This window comes from Lysinibacillus sp. SGAir0095 (assembly GCF_005491425.1).
In the GTDB taxonomy this organism is placed as follows: Bacteria; Bacillota; Bacilli; order Bacillales_A; family Planococcaceae; genus Ureibacillus.
This window is the reverse complement of record NZ_CP028083.1, coordinates 2923958-2941218: the sequence shown is the minus strand read 5'-3', so window position 1 is coordinate 2941218 and position 17261 is coordinate 2923958. Positions and strand designations below refer to the sequence as shown.

14 protein-coding genes and 1 other annotated feature are annotated in these 17261 nt (G+C 36.9%); of the genes, 12 read left to right on the top strand and 2 right to left on the bottom strand.

From position 1 onward, the window contains the following. Positions 1 to 118 precede the first annotated feature (118 nt). Positions 119 to 1618 carry an alanine/glycine:cation symporter family protein gene (locus tag C1N55_RS14465; protein WP_137729498.1) on the top strand — a complete coding sequence of 500 codons (1500 nt, stop codon included), beginning with the start codon at positions 119 to 121 and terminating at the stop codon, positions 1616 to 1618. Positions 1619 to 1663: 45 nt separating this feature from the next. Here C1N55_RS14465 and C1N55_RS14460 read toward each other — a convergent pair whose 3' ends face one another. Together C1N55_RS14460 and C1N55_RS14455 are read right to left on the bottom strand one after the other, a co-directional pair. Next, positions 1664 to 2236 carry a tRNA 5-(aminomethyl)-2-thiouridylate-methyltransferase MnmM gene (locus C1N55_RS14460; protein ID WP_137729497.1) on the bottom strand — a complete coding sequence of 191 codons (573 nt, stop codon included), beginning with the start codon at positions 2234 to 2236 and terminating at the stop codon, positions 1664 to 1666. Between the two features lie 43 nt (positions 2237 to 2279). Further along, on the bottom strand, positions 2280 to 3242 hold the full coding sequence (locus C1N55_RS14455) for a tRNA modification radical SAM protein MnmL/YtqA (protein ID WP_137729496.1): 963 nt from the start codon (positions 3240 to 3242) through the stop codon (positions 2280 to 2282). A 308-nt stretch (positions 3243 to 3550) separates the two neighbouring features. Here C1N55_RS14455 and C1N55_RS14450 point away from each other — a divergent pair, with 308 nt between their 5' ends. The 11 genes from C1N55_RS14450 to C1N55_RS14400 all read left to right on the top strand — a co-directional run bounded on the left by C1N55_RS14450 (position 3551) and on the right by C1N55_RS14400 (position 17178). After that, the gene (locus tag C1N55_RS14450) at positions 3551 to 4717 is read left to right on the top strand and encodes an MDR family MFS transporter (RefSeq protein ID WP_137729495.1); all 1167 of its coding nucleotides are present in this window, start codon (positions 3551 to 3553) and stop codon (positions 4715 to 4717) included. Between the two features lie 112 nt (positions 4718 to 4829). Beyond that, positions 4830 to 5043, top strand: a binding site (T-box leader). A 337-nt stretch (positions 5044 to 5380) separates the two neighbouring features. Next, positions 5381 to 7795: a leucine--tRNA ligase gene (gene leuS / locus C1N55_RS14445; RefSeq protein WP_137729494.1), complete on the top strand. Its 2415-nt coding sequence runs from the start codon at positions 5381 to 5383 to the stop codon at positions 7793 to 7795. 173 nt (positions 7796 to 7968) lie between these two features. Next, on the top strand, positions 7969 to 9168 hold the full coding sequence (locus C1N55_RS14440) for an MFS transporter (protein ID WP_137729493.1): 1200 nt from the start codon (positions 7969 to 7971) through the stop codon (positions 9166 to 9168). A gap of 271 nt (positions 9169 to 9439) precedes the next feature. Beyond that, positions 9440 to 10636 carry a class I SAM-dependent rRNA methyltransferase gene (locus C1N55_RS14435; RefSeq protein WP_168193870.1) on the top strand — a complete coding sequence of 399 codons (1197 nt, stop codon included), beginning with the start codon at positions 9440 to 9442 and terminating at the stop codon, positions 10634 to 10636. A gap of 13 nt (positions 10637 to 10649) precedes the next feature. After that, positions 10650 to 10832, top strand: a complete 183-nt coding sequence (locus tag C1N55_RS14430; RefSeq protein WP_137729491.1) for a hypothetical protein — start codon at positions 10650 to 10652, stop codon at positions 10830 to 10832. Between the two features lie 410 nt (positions 10833 to 11242). Beyond that, on the top strand, positions 11243 to 12013 hold the full coding sequence (gene cobA / locus C1N55_RS14425; protein ID WP_137729490.1) for a uroporphyrinogen-III C-methyltransferase: 771 nt from the start codon (positions 11243 to 11245) through the stop codon (positions 12011 to 12013). Positions 12014 to 12030: 17 nt separating this feature from the next. Continuing rightward, the gene (locus C1N55_RS14420; RefSeq protein WP_137729489.1) at positions 12031 to 12789 is read left to right on the top strand and encodes a sirohydrochlorin chelatase; all 759 of its coding nucleotides are present in this window, start codon (positions 12031 to 12033) and stop codon (positions 12787 to 12789) included. Next, a complete protein-coding gene (locus C1N55_RS14415; RefSeq protein WP_107935490.1) occupies positions 12782 to 12928 on the top strand; it encodes a YezD family protein in 147 nt (48 codons plus the stop codon). Before C1N55_RS14420 ends, C1N55_RS14415 begins: the two co-directional genes overlap by 8 nt. A gap of 24 nt (positions 12929 to 12952) precedes the next feature. Beyond that, on the top strand, positions 12953 to 14782 hold the full coding sequence (locus C1N55_RS14410; protein WP_137730657.1) for an assimilatory sulfite reductase (NADPH) flavoprotein subunit: 1830 nt from the start codon (positions 12953 to 12955) through the stop codon (positions 14780 to 14782). A 13-nt stretch (positions 14783 to 14795) separates the two neighbouring features. Next, positions 14796 to 16517, top strand: coding sequence for an assimilatory sulfite reductase (NADPH) hemoprotein subunit (gene cysI, locus C1N55_RS14405; RefSeq protein WP_137729488.1), 1722 nt, complete (start codon positions 14796 to 14798; stop codon positions 16515 to 16517). 61 nt (positions 16518 to 16578) lie between these two features. Further along, a complete protein-coding gene (locus C1N55_RS14400; protein WP_168193869.1) occupies positions 16579 to 17178 on the top strand; it encodes an NAD(P)-binding protein in 600 nt (199 codons plus the stop codon). Positions 17179 to 17261 lie beyond the last annotated feature (83 nt).

Below are 17261 nucleotides of genomic sequence, written 5' to 3'. Positions count from 1 at the left end.
AGAAAACTATTTCTGTAATCTATCAATCTTTAACTATCGAAAGATATTGAATTTATTCAATTCTTGTAATATATTGAATTTTATAACAATAAATTAAACAAAAAAGAGAGGTGTTCAGATGGAAAGTTTAGTAAGTTCACTAAACGACTTTTTTTGGGGTCCATGGTTTATCTATGGAATCTTGATCGTGGGGATTTTCTTCTCAATACTCACACGATTCCTGCAAGTGCGTCATATTAAAGAAATGTTTGTATTAATGTTTAAAGGTGAAAAATCAGAGAAAGGTATTTCTTCTTTCCAAGCGATGTCTATCGCACTATCTGGTCGAGTTGGGACTGGTAATATTGCTGGTACTGCTACAGCAATTGGATTTGGAGGTCCGGGGGCAGTGTTTTGGATGTGGGCAATTGCCTTCATTGGAGCGGCTACAGCGTATGTAGAATCAACTTTAGCCCAGATCTACAAAGAAGAAAAAGAAACTGAGTATCGTGGTGGTCCTGCCTTTTACATTGAAAAAGGAATGGGACAAAAATGGTTTGCTGTTATTTTTGCAGTTGCCGCTTTAATCGCAATGCTAGTGTTAATGCCTGGTGTACAATCAAATGCTATTGCAGGTGCAGTTGAAAATGCTTTTGGTATTGAAACATGGATTACTGGATTAATTATTGCTATTTTATTAGGTATTATTATTATTGGTGGAGTTAGATGGATTGCGAATGCTGCACAGATTATTGTTCCATTTATGGCGATTGCTTATATTTTAATGGCAATTATCATTATCGTCATGAATATCTCTGAAGTGCCAAATGTACTCGGACTAATTTTCTCAAGTGCTTTCGGAGCTCAAGAATTATTTGGTGGACTAATTGGTTCGGCTATTGCTTGGGGAGTTAAACGTGGGATTTATTCGAACGAAGCTGGTCAAGGAACTGGTGCCCATCCCGCAGCAGCAGCTGAAGTTTCTCATCCTGCAAAACAAGGGCTAGTGCAAGCTGCATCAGTATATATTGATACGTTACTAGTTTGTTCGGCTACAGCATTTATGATTCTATTTACAGGGATGTATAATGTACATGATGAAAAAGCCGCTGAACCTGTAACGACATTTGTTCATGTTGGAGAGTTCAATTCAGGTGAGTTAACAGGTGAAGAACAAATAACATTCGCAAAAAGTATTGAAGCAGGAGCTGCTTATACACAGCATGCAGTTGAGTCTTCATTACCAGGCTTTGGTGCACCGTTTGTTGCGATAGCCCTATTCTTCTTTGCATTTACAACAATTATGGCCTATTACTATATTGCAGAAACAAATGTTTCATATCTTTTCTCAGGAACATATGAAAAAATTGGTATATGGATAGCGAAGATAGCTATCTTAGTCGCTGCATTTTATGGAACAGTCAAAACATCATCACTAGCTTGGGCAATGGGCGATGTTGGATTAGGCTTAATGGTGTGGATTAACGTAATCGCTATCTTGATCATTATGAAGCCTGCAATTGTAGCATTAAAAGACTACGAACAGCAGAAAAAAGAAGGAAAAGACCCGGTGTTCAATCCTGTTAAGTTAGGGATCAAGAATGCAACATTCTGGGAAAAGAATAATCAAGATAAATAATAAAAAGCGTGAAGCAAACGAAAATCGTTTTGCTTCACGCTTCTTTTATTTTTGAAAAAGTTTAACTTTTTCAAGTGCTACAATAAAAGGCGGGTCATTTTTTTGATTAATAAATTCATATCGCAAAACATGTACATGTTTTTGAGAGAGAGAGCTGACGAATTGCAATACATCATCGCGTTCTTTTTTTCCGCCCTCATGCCCGTGATAAATCACCAGAACAATAATGCCGCCAACCTTTAGAAGCTGAAGCAATTGTTCGATGGCAACAACTGTAGTATTTCCTTGAGTAATAATCGTATGGTCAGCACCTGGTAAATAACCGAGGTTAAAAACGGCGCCGGCAATCTCTTGCTGAATATAATTTGCAACCTTTTCGTGACCATCCAAAATAACAGTTGTATTTGTCACACGATGTTCGGTTAATCGATTTAAGGTAGCATCTACTGCTTGCTGCTGAACGTCAAATGCATAGACATGTCCATTTTCTCCAACAAGCTGTGATAAGAATAATGTATCATGCCCGTTACCGGCAGTACCATCCACGGCAATTTCGCCTTCTTCAATTGACTGCATAAGGAGGTGTTGAGCATATTGTAATACTCGTTGTAGCTTCATCAATTGTCACTTCCTCTTACTATTACACAATTTGAGTTGTATATTACACGATTTGATTAGTAGAAGGAACATATAATTTTCCTTGCCAGCTACCGCGACGTTCTAGTTCCGCATCAATTCCGTTTAGAACCTCCCATTTGTTGACGCTCCACATTGGGCCAATCATTAAATCAATTGGTCCGTCTCCTGTAATACGGTGGACTATCATTTCCGGTGGAATAATTTCTAATTGGTCTGCTACTAATTGGATGTACTGATCCTTCTCAAGAAATTCCAGCATTCCTTTTTCATATTGCTTTACTAAAGGAGTCCCTTTCAATAAGTGAAGAAGGTGAATTTTAATTCCTTGAACATCAAGCTTTGCCACTTCTCTGGCAGTCTCCATCATCATATCGTAATCTTCTAATGGTAATCCGTTTATGATATGTGTACAAACGCGAATATTATGCTTGCGCAGTTTTTCCACACCTTCTACATAAGTCGCATAGTCATGGGCACGGTTAATTAGATTTGCTGTTTTTTCATGGACAGTTTGCAAGCCTAACTCAACCCATAAATATGTTCTTTCATTTAACTCTGCTAGATATTCAACTACATCATCGGGTAAGCAATCCGGACGAGTGGCAATACTTAAACCCATTACCCCTTCACAGGCAAGGGCAGCTTCAAATTTTTCTTTTAGGACATGGAGTGGGGCGTGTGTATTTGTATATGCTTGGAAATAGGCCATTGTCATGCCGTCCTTCCATTTATGCTGCATCTTTTCCTTTATTTTTTCAAATTGAACCGAAATAGGGTCTACGCGGTCCCCGGCAAAGTCGCCACTCCCTGCTGCACTACAAAAAGTACACCCGCCAAAAGCGACAGTGCCATCACGATTTGGGCAATCGAAACCTGCATCCAAAGCCACTTTATAAACCTTTTTACCAAATTCATCTCTTAAATAGCGATTCCATGTATAGTAACGTTTCCCATCAGACGGGAAAGGAAATTGTTGTTCTGACATTTGTTTTCACTCCTCTAACAAAATATTCTACCATGAAAAAAGTCTCGTGGCACTTGAACAAATCTGCCATTTCCTCGACTGTGTAGAAGCATGGTAAATAATTATCTATGGACAAATGAATTTTTATTTTAAGTTTAATAGCTTTCTGAGAGCTTTCCCTTACTTCATATCAATTTCAAAATCTTTTTCTTGTACTTTTGAAAAAAGGAGACTACTATTATTTTTTGGTACAAAACAAAAAACAACAAGTGAAGAACATCATATTTTTATAAAAGGTGTTTGTACTATGTTAATGGAGGAGTAAGGGAATGCCCAAAAATGTATGGTTACTAGTGATCGGTGCATTTATAAACATTACAGGAAGCTCACTTATATGGCCCTTAAATACTATCTACATGCATGATCATCTAGGACAATCTTTGTCAGTTGCTGGATTTGTTTTAATGATGAATGCAGGTGCTACTGTTTTAGGGAATTTAGTAGGTGGTTATTTGTTTGATAAATTGGGTGGATATAAATCAATCATGCTTGGAATTTCTATTACGATAATTTCATTAATAGGAATTACCTTTTGGCACGGTTGGCCACATTATATTTACTTTTTAATTATTATGGGATTTGGTAGTGGTATCGTAATCCCGGCAATGTTTGCTTTAGTAGGTTCTGTTTGGCCAGAAGGTGGCAGAAAAGGATTTAATGCGATTTACTTAGCGCAAAATCTAGGGGTTGCAGTTGGCCCAGCCTTGGCAGGACCTATTGCTGAAATCAGTTTCGACTATTTATTTATTTCTAATTTAGCTTTATATATTATCTTTTTACTAATTGCTCTCATTACTTATCGTCATATGGTTCCGAAAATCGAAAAAGAAACTAGTGAGAAAACCATTGAAAGTCACTCATCAAGAGCTAATTTTTATTCTTTGCTTATTCTTTGTAGTGCGTTCTTATTGGCTTGGGTAGCCTACTCACAATGGGCTTCAACATTATCGACACATATTCAACAACAAGGGATAGGCTTAAAAGAATACAGTTTGCTGTGGTCAATTAACGGCTTATTAATCATCACGCTTCAACCGTTAATTAGTCCGCTTATTCAAAAGTATGAAAAACAAATAAAAAGTCAATTAGTAGTGGGAATGCTGATCATGATGGTTTCTTTTAGTATCATTCTATTTGCAGACAGCTTTAAAATGTTCGCTGTAGCGATGATGGTTTTAACTTTAGGAGAAATCTTTGTGTGGCCGGCAGTACCTACCATTGCCAACACGCTTGCACCTAAGGGGAAGGGCGGTACTTACCAAGGGGTTGTTAATAGCATTGGTTCCATTGGAAGAATGATTGGCCCATTTATCGGTGGAATCATTGTAGATGCTTATAATATGAATGTCCTAATTGCTGTGTTATGTGGATTATTAATAATCGCCATTATTCCTTGTATTGTTTATGATAGCCCACTTAAAAAGAAAAATAGCTAATATACTAATCATATTCCAGCCGATCAAAATTAAATATTGGAATTTTAACCTGCCAATATAGGAAAGACTTGTTTATTTTACCTATATACATTAAAATGAATAAAATATGAAAAGTACGACAATGAGAAGGAATAGTAAATTTTGAAGCTTTGAAGAGAGCTAGCGGGTGGTGTGAGCTAGTAAGCAGAGAAATTGAACTCGCCTTGGAGTCTGTTTTAGTGAACTAGTAGCTAAAACCGTTTTTCCGCGTTATGGAATTAAAGCTGAGTGTAGTGTCACTAATTTGGGTGGTACCGCGGGAGTTGTAAATATCTCTCGTCCCTTTCTAAGGAAAGGGACGGGTTTTTTTTATTTTTTAAATATTTTGTCAATTCATCCAAAGTAACTATTTGTTTCTAATACAAATGTGCTATTGCACAATGATTAGTTTTACCATTATTAGGATAATCTACTTTTGTTACAGCTTTTATTTATTTCATTCAGTAAAGGTTCAAACCTCAACCGAATGAAGTTTAAGCCTCCGGCGGATGCCACAGATTTTTACGGGTAAATATCAAGCTAGCTTGATAAAATCTGGGCAAAAAATACGTCAAGGTGTATTTTATAATACATTCCTTCATGTCGACACATCGTGCCTATTCAATAATAAGGAGGAGATAGTACATGAGTTTTAATCATCAACAAATCGAAAAAAAATGGCAACAATATTGGTTGGAAAATAAATCGTTCAAAACTTTAGACGATACATCAAAGCCAAAATTCTATGCATTGGATATGTTCCCATATCCATCAGGAGCAGGTTTACACGTTGGTCACCCAGAAGGTTATACAGCAACTGATATTTTATCGCGTTTTAAACGTATGCAAGGGTACGATGTGCTACATCCAATGGGGTGGGATGCATTTGGATTGCCAGCTGAGCAATATGCACTAGATACGGGAAATGATCCAGCTGAATTTACAGAAAAAAATATTGCTACATTCAAGCGTCAAATTCAGGAATTAGGTTTCTCTTATGATTGGGATCGTGAAATCAATACAACAGATCCTGGCTATTATAAGTGGACACAATGGATTTTTACGAAGCTTGTTGAAATGGATTTAGCTTATGTAGATGAAATTCCTGTAAACTGGTGTCCAGCATTAGGAACTGTACTTGCGAATGAAGAAGTAATCGATGGGAAATCAGAACGTGGTGGCCACCCAGTTGAGCGTCGACCAATGCGTCAGTGGGTGCTGCGTATTACAAAATATGCAGATCGCCTATTAGATGATTTAGAAGAAGTAGATTGGCCAGAGTCCATCAAAGATATGCAACGTAACTGGATTGGCCGTTCTGAAGGGGCACAAGTGAAATTTACTGTTGCTGGTACGAAAGACCAGTTCGAAGTCTTTACAACGCGACCAGATACTTTATTTGGTGCAACGTATTGCGTACTTGCACCAGAGCATAAATTGGTAAGTGAAATCACAACTGCAGATCAACGTGAAGCAGTAGAAGCCTATCTAGAAAAAGTGAAAATGAAATCTGACTTGGAACGTACAGATTTAGCAAAAGAAAAAACGGGTGTATTTACAGGTGCATTTGCTATAAATCCAATTAACGGAAAAGAAATTCCAATCTGGATTGCAGACTATGTATTAGCATCTTATGGTACTGGTGCAATTATGGCGGTACCTGCTCATGATGAGCGTGACTATGAGTTCGCAAAAGAATTCGGTCTAGAAATCATTCCGGTTCTTGAAGGTGGAGATATTGAAAAAGAAGCCTTCACGGGTGACGGAGAACATATTAACTCTGACTTTTTAGATGGTTTAAATAAAGTAGATGGAATTACGAATGCCATTAAATGGCTTGAAACAAATGGTGTGGGTGAAAAGAAAGTTACGTATCGTTTACGAGACTGGCTATTCTCGCGTCAACGTTATTGGGGTGAACCGATTCCAGTAATTCATTGGGAAGATGGCACAATGACGACAATTCCAGTAAATGAATTACCATTGGAATTACCGAAAACTACAAATATTCGACCTTCGGGGACTGGTGAATCCCCATTGGCAAATATTGACGAATGGGTTAATGTAGTTGATCCTGTAACAGGGAAAAAAGGCCGCCGTGAAACAAACACAATGCCACAATGGGCAGGCTCGAGTTGGTACTTCCTAAGATATATCGATCCAAATAATAATGAAGCGATTGCAGACGAAGAATTATTAAAACGCTGGTTGCCGGTTGATATTTATATTGGTGGTGCAGAGCATGCAGTTCTTCACTTGTTGTACGCTCGTTTCTGGCATAAAGTACTTTATGATTTAGGTGTTGTACCAACGAAAGAACCATTCCAAAAATTATTCAACCAAGGAATGATTTTAGGTGAAGGTAATGAAAAAATGTCTAAATCAAAAGGAAATGTTGTAAATCCTGATGATATCGTTGAAACGCATGGTGCAGATACTCTTCGTTTATATGAAATGTTCATGGGGCCATTGGATGCATCGGTTGCATGGTCAACAAACGGGCTGGATGGTGCACGTCGTTTCTTAGACCGCATTTGGCGTCTGTATACGACTGAAGAAGGTGCTTTATCTGAAAAAGTACAAACGAGCTCAGACACAACACTTGAAAAATCGTATCACCAAACAGTGAAGAAAGTAACAGATGATTACGAGCATCTTCGCTTTAATACAGCCATTTCTCAAATGATGGTATTTATCAATGATTGCTATAAAGCGCAAAGTTTCCCAACTGATTATGCAGAAGGTTTTGTTAAGCTATTAGCTCCAATTGCACCACATGTTGCGGAAGAGCTTTGGGAAATCCTTGGTCACACAGGAACCCTTACTTATGAAGAGTGGCCAACATTCGATGAGTCAAAACTTGTAGACGATGAAGTAGAAGTAGTCGTTCAAGTGAATGGTAAATTGCGTGCTAAAGTAAAAGTAGCAAAAGATGTATCAAGAGAACAACTAGAAGAAATAGCAAAAGTAGACGAAAAAGTACTAGAATTTACTGAAGGCAAGCAAATTGTGAAAGTCATTGCGGTGCCGGGTAAATTAGTAAATATCGTAGTAAAATAACATTTAAAACTGCCTCAAATTTATTTTTGAGGTAGTTTTTATTTTCACTTTGTTGAAAAAAGTTCAAATCTATCATTATTTTAGTACGAAAATATTTCGAATGTTCCCTAAACTATGTTAAACTGTTTTCAACGCTTTAAAGCGATAAAGTGAAAGAGGCCGAGGAGTTTCAAATGAAGAATACATATATGAAAGCTACGATTGGTTTGTACAGCAATTACTTCCTATTAGGAATGGTCAATATTATCCTGTCCTCCAACATGGCAAGTTTAACAGAAAAATGGGATACATCAAGCACGATGATTAGCTATATCATTGCAGCAATCGGTTTTGGGAAGCTGCTAACCTACAGTGGTTTAGGGGTTTTATCTGATAAGATAGGAAGAAAACCATTATTAATTTTTTCTAGTTTATTTATGGCAGTTTTTTTGATTAGTATTCCTTTATTACCAAACTATATGTTGGCATTTATTTTTGCGATTTTAGCAGGTGTAGCCAATGCTGCCATGGACGCAGGCTCGTACCCAGCATTAGTGGAGATTTTTACAAAATCATCGGGTTCAGCAAACGTATTGGTAAAAGCGTTTATTGCAACAGGTGCAACAATTCTACCATTTATAATTTTATTTTTATCAGAAAATGAGCTGTTCTTTGGCTATGCCTTCTTTTTACTAGCAGCGTTTTATCTATTGAATATGATGCTTCTTCTCATTGCTACTTTTCCAAAAGTTAACCAGGTAGTTATTTCAGAAAGTGGGGAGCAACTAGATTTAATGCCTAAGTATAAAACGGAACCCAAAATATTAAGAGAAGGATTGGCACTCATAATAATTGGCTTTACATCAACAGCCCTATTTACGGTTGCACAAATTTGGCTGCCGAGTTATGGGCAAGATGCTGTATCAATGACAAATGGCCAGTCTGTCAAGTTGTTAAGCTACTATAGTATTGGTTCTGTTATATCTGTATTATTTTTAGCTTTTATATTAAAAAAACGTGTCAAACCTACTACAATTTTAATTGTCTATCCCATCATAACGTTAGTAATAGTTGCCATTATTTTAGCTTTTAAAGTACCAATCGTTGTAATAATCGCATCCTTCTTTTTAGGATTTTCGACCGCGGGTATTCTGCAACTAGCCATCACTTTAATGACAGAAATGTTCTGGATGAAAAAAGGGGCAGTAACAGGTTTAGTTGCCACTGCATCTAGTGTAGCTTCTGTAGTGATGCCAATTGTTACAGGGATGATTGCGAAAAGTGGAGCAATCAATTACATTTTCATTTTTGACGGATTTGTAGCTGTCATTGGAATATTGGCTGCCATCTTTACTTACATTCGATATAATAAATTAACAACCAATTACCATTGAAACAGGGTGCGGGATTCTGTAAATTTCGCACTCTGTTTTATTTTTTTTGCAGAAAGTAGAATGCTGATATCTCTTCTATAGCTTACGCATTATGGTTTCAAAATGGCATCTTAACGGGAATGAGATAATGCATGAAAAGTTTAAAATAAGCGTATCATCGCTTTTTTTAGTGAAGCATGTCATAATATACAGACTTGGCTAGTGTCTCGAATAAATTTCGGATCCTATGGACACAAAGAAAGAGTAACTAAATATAGTAAGGATGACTTGGGTGAAGCAAATCGTTGAATTAATACTAAAACCGAATTTTGTTGCAGATATAGCAAATGGGTATCCCCTAATTTTAAAAGAGGCGGCAGAACCAATAGATGGAACATTAGAAGAAGGAACAATTCTAAAAATTGTTCGGCCAAATCGAAAATATATCGCTACAGGCTATTATGGAAAACAAAATAAAGGCATCGGTTGGATCTTGACAAACAATCCAAAAGAAGAAATTGAGGAAGTGTTTTTTGCAGAAAAGTTTAAAAATGCTTTTAAGAAGCGAGAAAGATTTTATGAAAGCACAGATACGACCGCCTTCCGTGTATTTAACGGTGAAGGAGATGGAATCGGTGGCTTAACAATTGACTATTATGATGGTTTTTATCTTGCTAGCTTTTATAGCGAAGGTATTTATGCATTTCGCAAAACCATTTTCTCAGCATTAAAAGAAATTGTTAATTTTCGTGGTATATACGAAAAAAAGCGATTTGATACAAATGGTCAGTATGTAGAGCAGGATGATTATGTGGAAGGTGAAGTAGGAGAATTCCCTATTATCATAAGAGAAAATGGCATGAACTTTGCCGTTAACTTGAATGATGGAGCAATGACAGGAATATTCCTTGACCAAAAAAATGTACGACTTGCTCTTCGTGAACGTTTTTCTGAAGGAAAAACTGTATTAAATACATTTTCTTATACCGGGGCTTTCTCTGTTGCAGCAGCTCTTGGAGGCGCTTATGAAACAACCAGTGTTGACCTTGCCAAAAGAAGTTTACCTTTGACCATTGAACAATTCAGTGTAAATGGAATTGATTATGAACAACAACAAATTAAGGTGATGAATGTATTTGATTACTTCTCATATGCAGCAAGACACCAATTGAAATTTGATGTGGTTGTACTTGATCCGCCAAGCTTTGCCCGTACGAAAAAAATGACATTTAGTACTGCAAAGGATTACCCAAAGCTAATTGGTGAGGCGATTGATATAACAGCTTCCAATGGGGTTATCATCGCTTCAACAAACAATGCGAGTTTTAATATGAAGAAGTTTAAAACTTTTATCGATAAAGCTTTTAAAGAAAAAAATAAAAGATATAAAATCGTAGAACAATATTCGCTTCCAGAGGATTTTGTTACATTAGAGGATTATCCAGAATTTAATTATTTAAAAGTATGTATTATTCAATTACTTAAATAAGGAATGAGTTGCCATGAAATATACAAAAACTACAATGCTGAAATTAGTAAATGAAGAACGGGAGCTTCATGATGAATTGAAGCGAATTAAAAGTGAAATGGGGCTAGAAAAGAATTTAGCTCTAAAGGCGTTGTATCACTCAGCAGTAGCTGATGGTGGACGTTATCAGTTGCGTTACCAAGAATTAGATCGATAATTGAAATGCTGGGAGGTCTAACCTTCAAGCATTTTTTTAAGTAAGAAAGAACCCGTATTGAAGGAAAGTCGGCAATGGGAGGCATGTCAATTTAATCTAATTTGGTAAGTATTGTTTTACTAAACGAGAAATGAATTAATTAGTTTAAATTTTTAGAAAGTGATTATTGACATATAAAACCCTAAAAATTATTATGTATATAAGTTTACTATGAATTTGAATAGCTGACTAGATAACTAGAGGCCCCAATCAACTCGTGGTGTAGGATTGTTTTACTACATGAGTTATTGGGGTTTTTAAAAAATAATATAAAAAGACAGAAAAATCATATTTTTTAAAAACATAGTTGACCAATAAGAATTGTTGTGTTTATATTAAAGTATTATTTTGTGCTACGTAGGGGGTTCATAATGGGGAAAGTATACATAGTTGGAGCTGGACCAGGAAGTGTAGATTTAATAACAGTTAAAGGTTTAAAGTGTATCCAAAAAGCTGATGTGATTCTTTACGACCGCCTGGTAAATAGTGAACTATTAGAATTTGCGAAACCTAATGCGGAGCTTATTTTTGTTGGTAAACTACCCAAATTACATGGTGTGATTCAAGATAGAATCCATAGATTGCTAGTCGAGCATGCAAGCCAAGGTAAAGTGGTTACCCGTCTAAAAGGTGGCGATCCATTTGTTTTTGGCCGTGGGGCAGAAGAAGCGGAAGTACTAGTGGAAGCCGGTATTCCATTTGAAATTGTTCCAGGTGTTACTTCTGGTGTGGCAGCGCCAGCTTATGCAGGCATTCCGGTTACACATCGTGATTTGGGATCTAGCTTTGCCCTTGTGACTGGTCATATGAGGGAAGGAAAAGATGATGCAATAAACTGGAAAGGCTTAGCTGAATCGGTCGATACACTTGCCATTTATATGGGGGTAGGGAATCTGCCATATATTACAGAGCAGCTAATGAAATATAATCGTAATCCAAAAACGCCAGTCGCACTTATTCACTGGGGAACAACAGAACACCAAAAAACGATTACGGGTACGTTAGAAACAATTGTAGAAATAGCCAAAAATGAGGAAATTCAAAACCCAAGTATGATTCTTGTTGGTGAAGTAGTAAAAATGCGTGAGAAAATTGCTTGGTATGAAAAAACAACCGACAGTTTACAAAAAATTTCAGTTTAAGAAAGAAGGGGAAAAGTTTGCAAGCAGTATTGTATGTTGCCCATGGTAGCCGTGTAAAAGCTGGTGTAGAAGAAGCGAGACAATTTATTGAAACAGTTAAACCTCAAATTGATGTAGAAATCCAAGAAATTTGCTTCCTTGAGCTAGCTGAACCTTCGATTGTGGAAGGTGTTTCTGCCTGTATTGCAAAAGGTGCAACCGAAATTGCCATCATTCCTATTCTTCTTTTGACTGCAAACCATGCTAAACAAGATATTCCCCTTGAGATTGACAAAGCAAAAGAACTTTATCCAAATGTTTCATTTACGTTCGGTAAAACTTTTGGCATCCAAGAAAAACTGATTGATAGTTTACAAGAACGAGTGCGACAAAAGAGCACAAAGCATAATGAGGAGATGGATGTTTTACTGATTGGACGTGGAAGTAGTGATGAAAGCGTTCAAATAGACTTTCAACAAATTGCAGATCACCTAAAACGAAAATATAACTATGCGAAGGTTGATATTTGTTTCTTATACGGGAAAGGCCCCTCATTTGAAAATACACTAAAGCAATTACAAAACAATCGTGAAAATCCAGTATATGTTGTTCCATATATTTTGTTTACGGGTCTTTTGAAAATTGGCATTCAAAAGAAAATGGCCAGCCTTGGTTTTTCGGATAGTGAGGTAGTCCTTTGCGAGTGTTTAGGGTATGACGATAACGTGCGTCAGGTGTTAATTGAGCGAGTTCAAGAAACGTTATATTCGTATAGGGAGAGTGTTCCAAATGGATAAAAAACAAGAGAACTTTGAACAGGCAGTAGAAAACCTAAAAAAAATGATGAGTACGATGAAATATGGCTCAATTACTTTAATTGTCCAGGATAACATTATTGTACAAATCGAAAAAAATGAAAAGATTAGATTAAAATAATTTAGGCGAAGAGGTGTGTCGGAAGTGAAGTTAGAAGTAACAAATAGCCCTTTTAACGAACAACAAGTCCAGCAACTAAATGAAATTTTTGCAACATTAACACAAAACCAAAAAATCTGGTTAACGGGTTACTTAAGTGCAACTGCCCTAGTAGGTACACAAGCTACAAATGCACCAATTGTAAGTGAGCAACCATCGAGTAATGTTGTAGTTTTACCAACTCCTGTTGAAAAAGCTCCATCAAAGCACATTACAATCTTGTATGCTTCTCAAACAGGTAATGCTGGTGGGCTAGCTAAAAAATATGGTGCTCAATTAGAAAAAGCTGGGTTTGAAGTGAATGTTTCTTCAATGAGCGACTTTAAAACAAATGCTTTAAAAAAATTGGACCACTTACTTGTGATTGCAAGTACGCATGGTGAGGGTGAACCACCAGATAACGCCATTTCTTTCCATAGCTATCTTTATGGAAAGCGAGCACCAAAATTAGATCATGTTAAATTTGCGGTTCTTTCTTTAGGAGACAGTTCCTACGAATTTTTCTGCAAAACAGGAATAGATTTCGATGAACAGTTAGAAAAGCTCGGTGCTTCAAGATTAGTTGAACGTGTTGACTGCGATCTGGATTATGATGACCCAGCAGCTAAATGGTTTGATTCTGTAAAAGTGAAATTACAGGAAGGCGAAGTAAGTGGGCAAACGATTCAAGAAGCTGCTCCTACTGTCTTGGAGTCTACTGTCCTGTACACTCGCAAAAATCCATTCAACGCTGAGATTCTAGAAAAGATTAACCTAAATGGTGTAGGCTCAAATAAGGAAACAATTCACTTGGAATTATCTCTGGAGAATTCAGGAATTACATTTGAGCCAGGTGATAGTCTAGCAATTTACCCAACAAATAATAAAGGCCTAGTTAATTCATTAATTTCTGCCTTAGGTTTCAAAGATGAACACTTAGTAAGTGTGGAAGGCGAAGAAGTAACACTGAAATATGCTTTGACAAATTTACTAGAAATTACAGTGCTTTCTAAGCCAGTCATGCAAAAAATTGGTGAATTCACGTTAAACGAAGAATTCCATGCATTACTTACAGATCGTGAAGCATTTAAGAGCTATACTCATGGCCGTGATCTAGTTGATGTTGTCGAAAAATTTGCTCCTTTTAGCTGGAACGAACAAAGCTTTGTCGATGTCTTAAGAAAACTACCTGCACGTCAATATTCAATTTCCAGTAGTCTAGCAGCATATCCAGAGGAAGTGCATGTCACAATTGGAGCAGTTCGTTATGAAGTAGAGGGTCGTGAACGTTTAGGGGTATGTTCAACCCATGTTGCAGACAATTTAGAAATTGGTGATAGTGTTAGAGTTTATGTACAAAAGAATCCGAATTTTAAATTACCAGCAGATGATACGCCAATTATTATGGTTGGCCCTGGTACTGGTGTTGCGCCATTCCGTTCCTTTATTCAAGAGCGTGAAGAGCGTGGTGCAGAAGGCAAGAACTGGTTATTCTTTGGAGACCAGCATTTTGTAACAGACTTCTTGTATCAAACAGAGTGGCAAAGCTGGCTGAAATCTGGAGTATTAACAAAACTGGATGTAGCCTTTTCTCGCGACAAAGAAGAAAAAGTTTATGTTCAACACAAAATGCAAAAGCATGCGGCTGAACTATTCGAATGGGTAGAGAAAGGCGCAAGTCTTTACGTATGTGGTGATAAGGATCATATGGCTGCTGACGTTCATAATACATTGCTACATATCATCGCAGAACAAGGAAACAAAACAGAAGAACAAGCAAAAGAATATCTTGAAGAACTTCGTAAACAAAAACGCTATCAACGAGATGTATATTAAGGGGGAAGTACGAATGGTACAAAAAGTTGTATTACCACCTCAAGAAGGTAAACCAAGTGATGTTGAGGAGATAAAAGCAGAAAGTAATTACTTGCGTGGGTCTCTAGTAGAATCAATGGAGGATGAACTCAGCTCAGGTATTTCCGATTGGGATAATCGATTAATGAAGTTCCACGGAAGCTATTTACAGGATGACCGTGATGTTCGTTTAGAACGTGAACATAAGAAATTAGAGCCAGCTTATCAATTCATGGTTCGTGTGCGTATGCCCGGTGGTGTCGCTACACCAGAGCAATGGCTTAAAATGGATGAGCTAGCAGAGAAGTATGGAAATCAGTCTTTTAAAATTACTACACGTCAAACAATTCAATTCCATGGGATTTTAAAATGGAATATGAAAAAACATATGCAAGAACTGAATAGTGTTTTATTTGATACGATTGCAGCTTGTGGTGACGTAAACCGAAATGTTATGTGTAATGCAAATCCATATCAATCCCAGTTGCATCAGGAAATATTTGAATGGTCATCTAAAATTAGTGATCACTTATTACCTCGAACAAATGCGTATTATGAAATTTGGTTAGATAAAGAAAAAATTGTTGATACACAAGAAGAACAAGAACCGATTTATGGTTCACTTTACTTGCCACGTAAATTTAAAATCGGTATCGCTATCCCACCTGCTAATGATGTTGACGTATTCTCTCAAGATATCGGCTTAATAGCAGTGTTAGAGAATAACGAGTTAATAGGCTTTAACGTAGCAATTGGCGGTGGTATGGGTATGACTCATGGTGATACAGCAACGTATCCGCAACTTAGCCGTCTAATCGGATATGTTTCAAAGGATAGAATTGTTGACGTGTGTGAGAAAATTATGACGGTACAACGTGATTATGGTGATCGTTCTGTACGTAAGTATGCTCGTTTCAAATATACAGTCGATCGTTTAGGCTTAGATAGTGTAAAAGAAGAAATTGAGTCGCGTTTAGGATATACATTTGAAGAAGCGAAAGCATTTCATTTTGAGCATACTGGTGATCGTTACGGTTGGATAAAAGGGGATGATGGTAAATATCATTTCACATTATTTATTCAAAATGGTCGTGTACGTGATTTTGATAATTACCCATTGAAAACGGCATTACGTGAAATTGCAGAAATCCATAAAGGGGAATTCCGTTTTACTGGAAATCAAAATGTGGTGATTGCAAACGTTGGTGCGCGAGCAAAAAAAGCAATCAATGAGATTATTGAAAAATATCAACTAACCGACAGTGATAATTACTCAGCATTACGTCGCAACGCAATTGCTTGTGTAGCATTACCAACTTGTGGTTTAGCAATGGCTGAGGCAGAACGTTATTTACCTTCATTAATCGAAAAAATAGAAGTTATTCTGGATGAAAACGGTTTGCGTGATCAAGATATAACAATCCGTATGTCAGGCTGTCCAAACGGGTGCTCTCGTGCTGCAATGGGCGAGATTGGATTTATCGGTAAAGGACCAGGGAAATATAATTTCTATCTAGGGGCTAGTCATACTGGTAATCGATTAAATAAAATCTATAAGGAAAATATAGGAGAAGAGGAGATTTTATCAACACTTCGTCCGATTATTGAACACTATGCTAAAGAACGCTTAGATAACGAATACTTGGGTGACTTCGTAATCCGTGCCGGTTATGTCGATGCAGTAACAGATGGTCGCGAGTTCCATAATCAAGCTTAATAGTCTATGATAAAGGTTGTATTTCGATACAGCCTTTATTTCTATGTTAGGAGGAAAATCGATGTATCCGGTAATGTTGAATTTAAAAAATAAACGAGTACTCATTGTTGGTGGCGGGGAAATTGCAACAAAAAAAACCAAGCTGCTCTTAGGACAAAATGCACGAATTGTAATTGTAAGTCCTTCGCTTACGAATACATTACATACATATTTTTTACAAGGAGAGATTCAATGGTTGGAGCGAGATTTTGAAATAACGGATACAAAGGATGCCTTTCTTGTTATTGCTGCCACAAATAATCGCGAGGTAAATGCAGCTGTTAGAAAAAACTGTTCAGAAAACCAACTTGTGAATATTGTTGACTCACCTGATGATAGTAATTTTTACAATATGGCTTATTTAGAAAGAGGAAAGCTGAAAATCGCCATTTCAACAGAAGGGGCAAGTCCCTTGTTAGCAAAACAAATTAAGAACGATTTAAATGAATTTTTTGACGAAAGTTATGAAGAGTATCTAAAATTTTTACTAACTGCCCGCGAGAAAATTAAGTTACTTGTAAGTGATGAAGAAAGAAAACATCAATTGTTACAGGAATTACTAGAGGAGAAATTCCGTAAAGAGGAACTACAACGCGAGCTGTTTCTTTTGAACATTCAATAATAAGAGGCTAACCCATTTGTTACTTGGATTAGCCTCTTATGTAGGGTCGATTCTTAATTCTTTAGGATAGACTAGGGACTGAT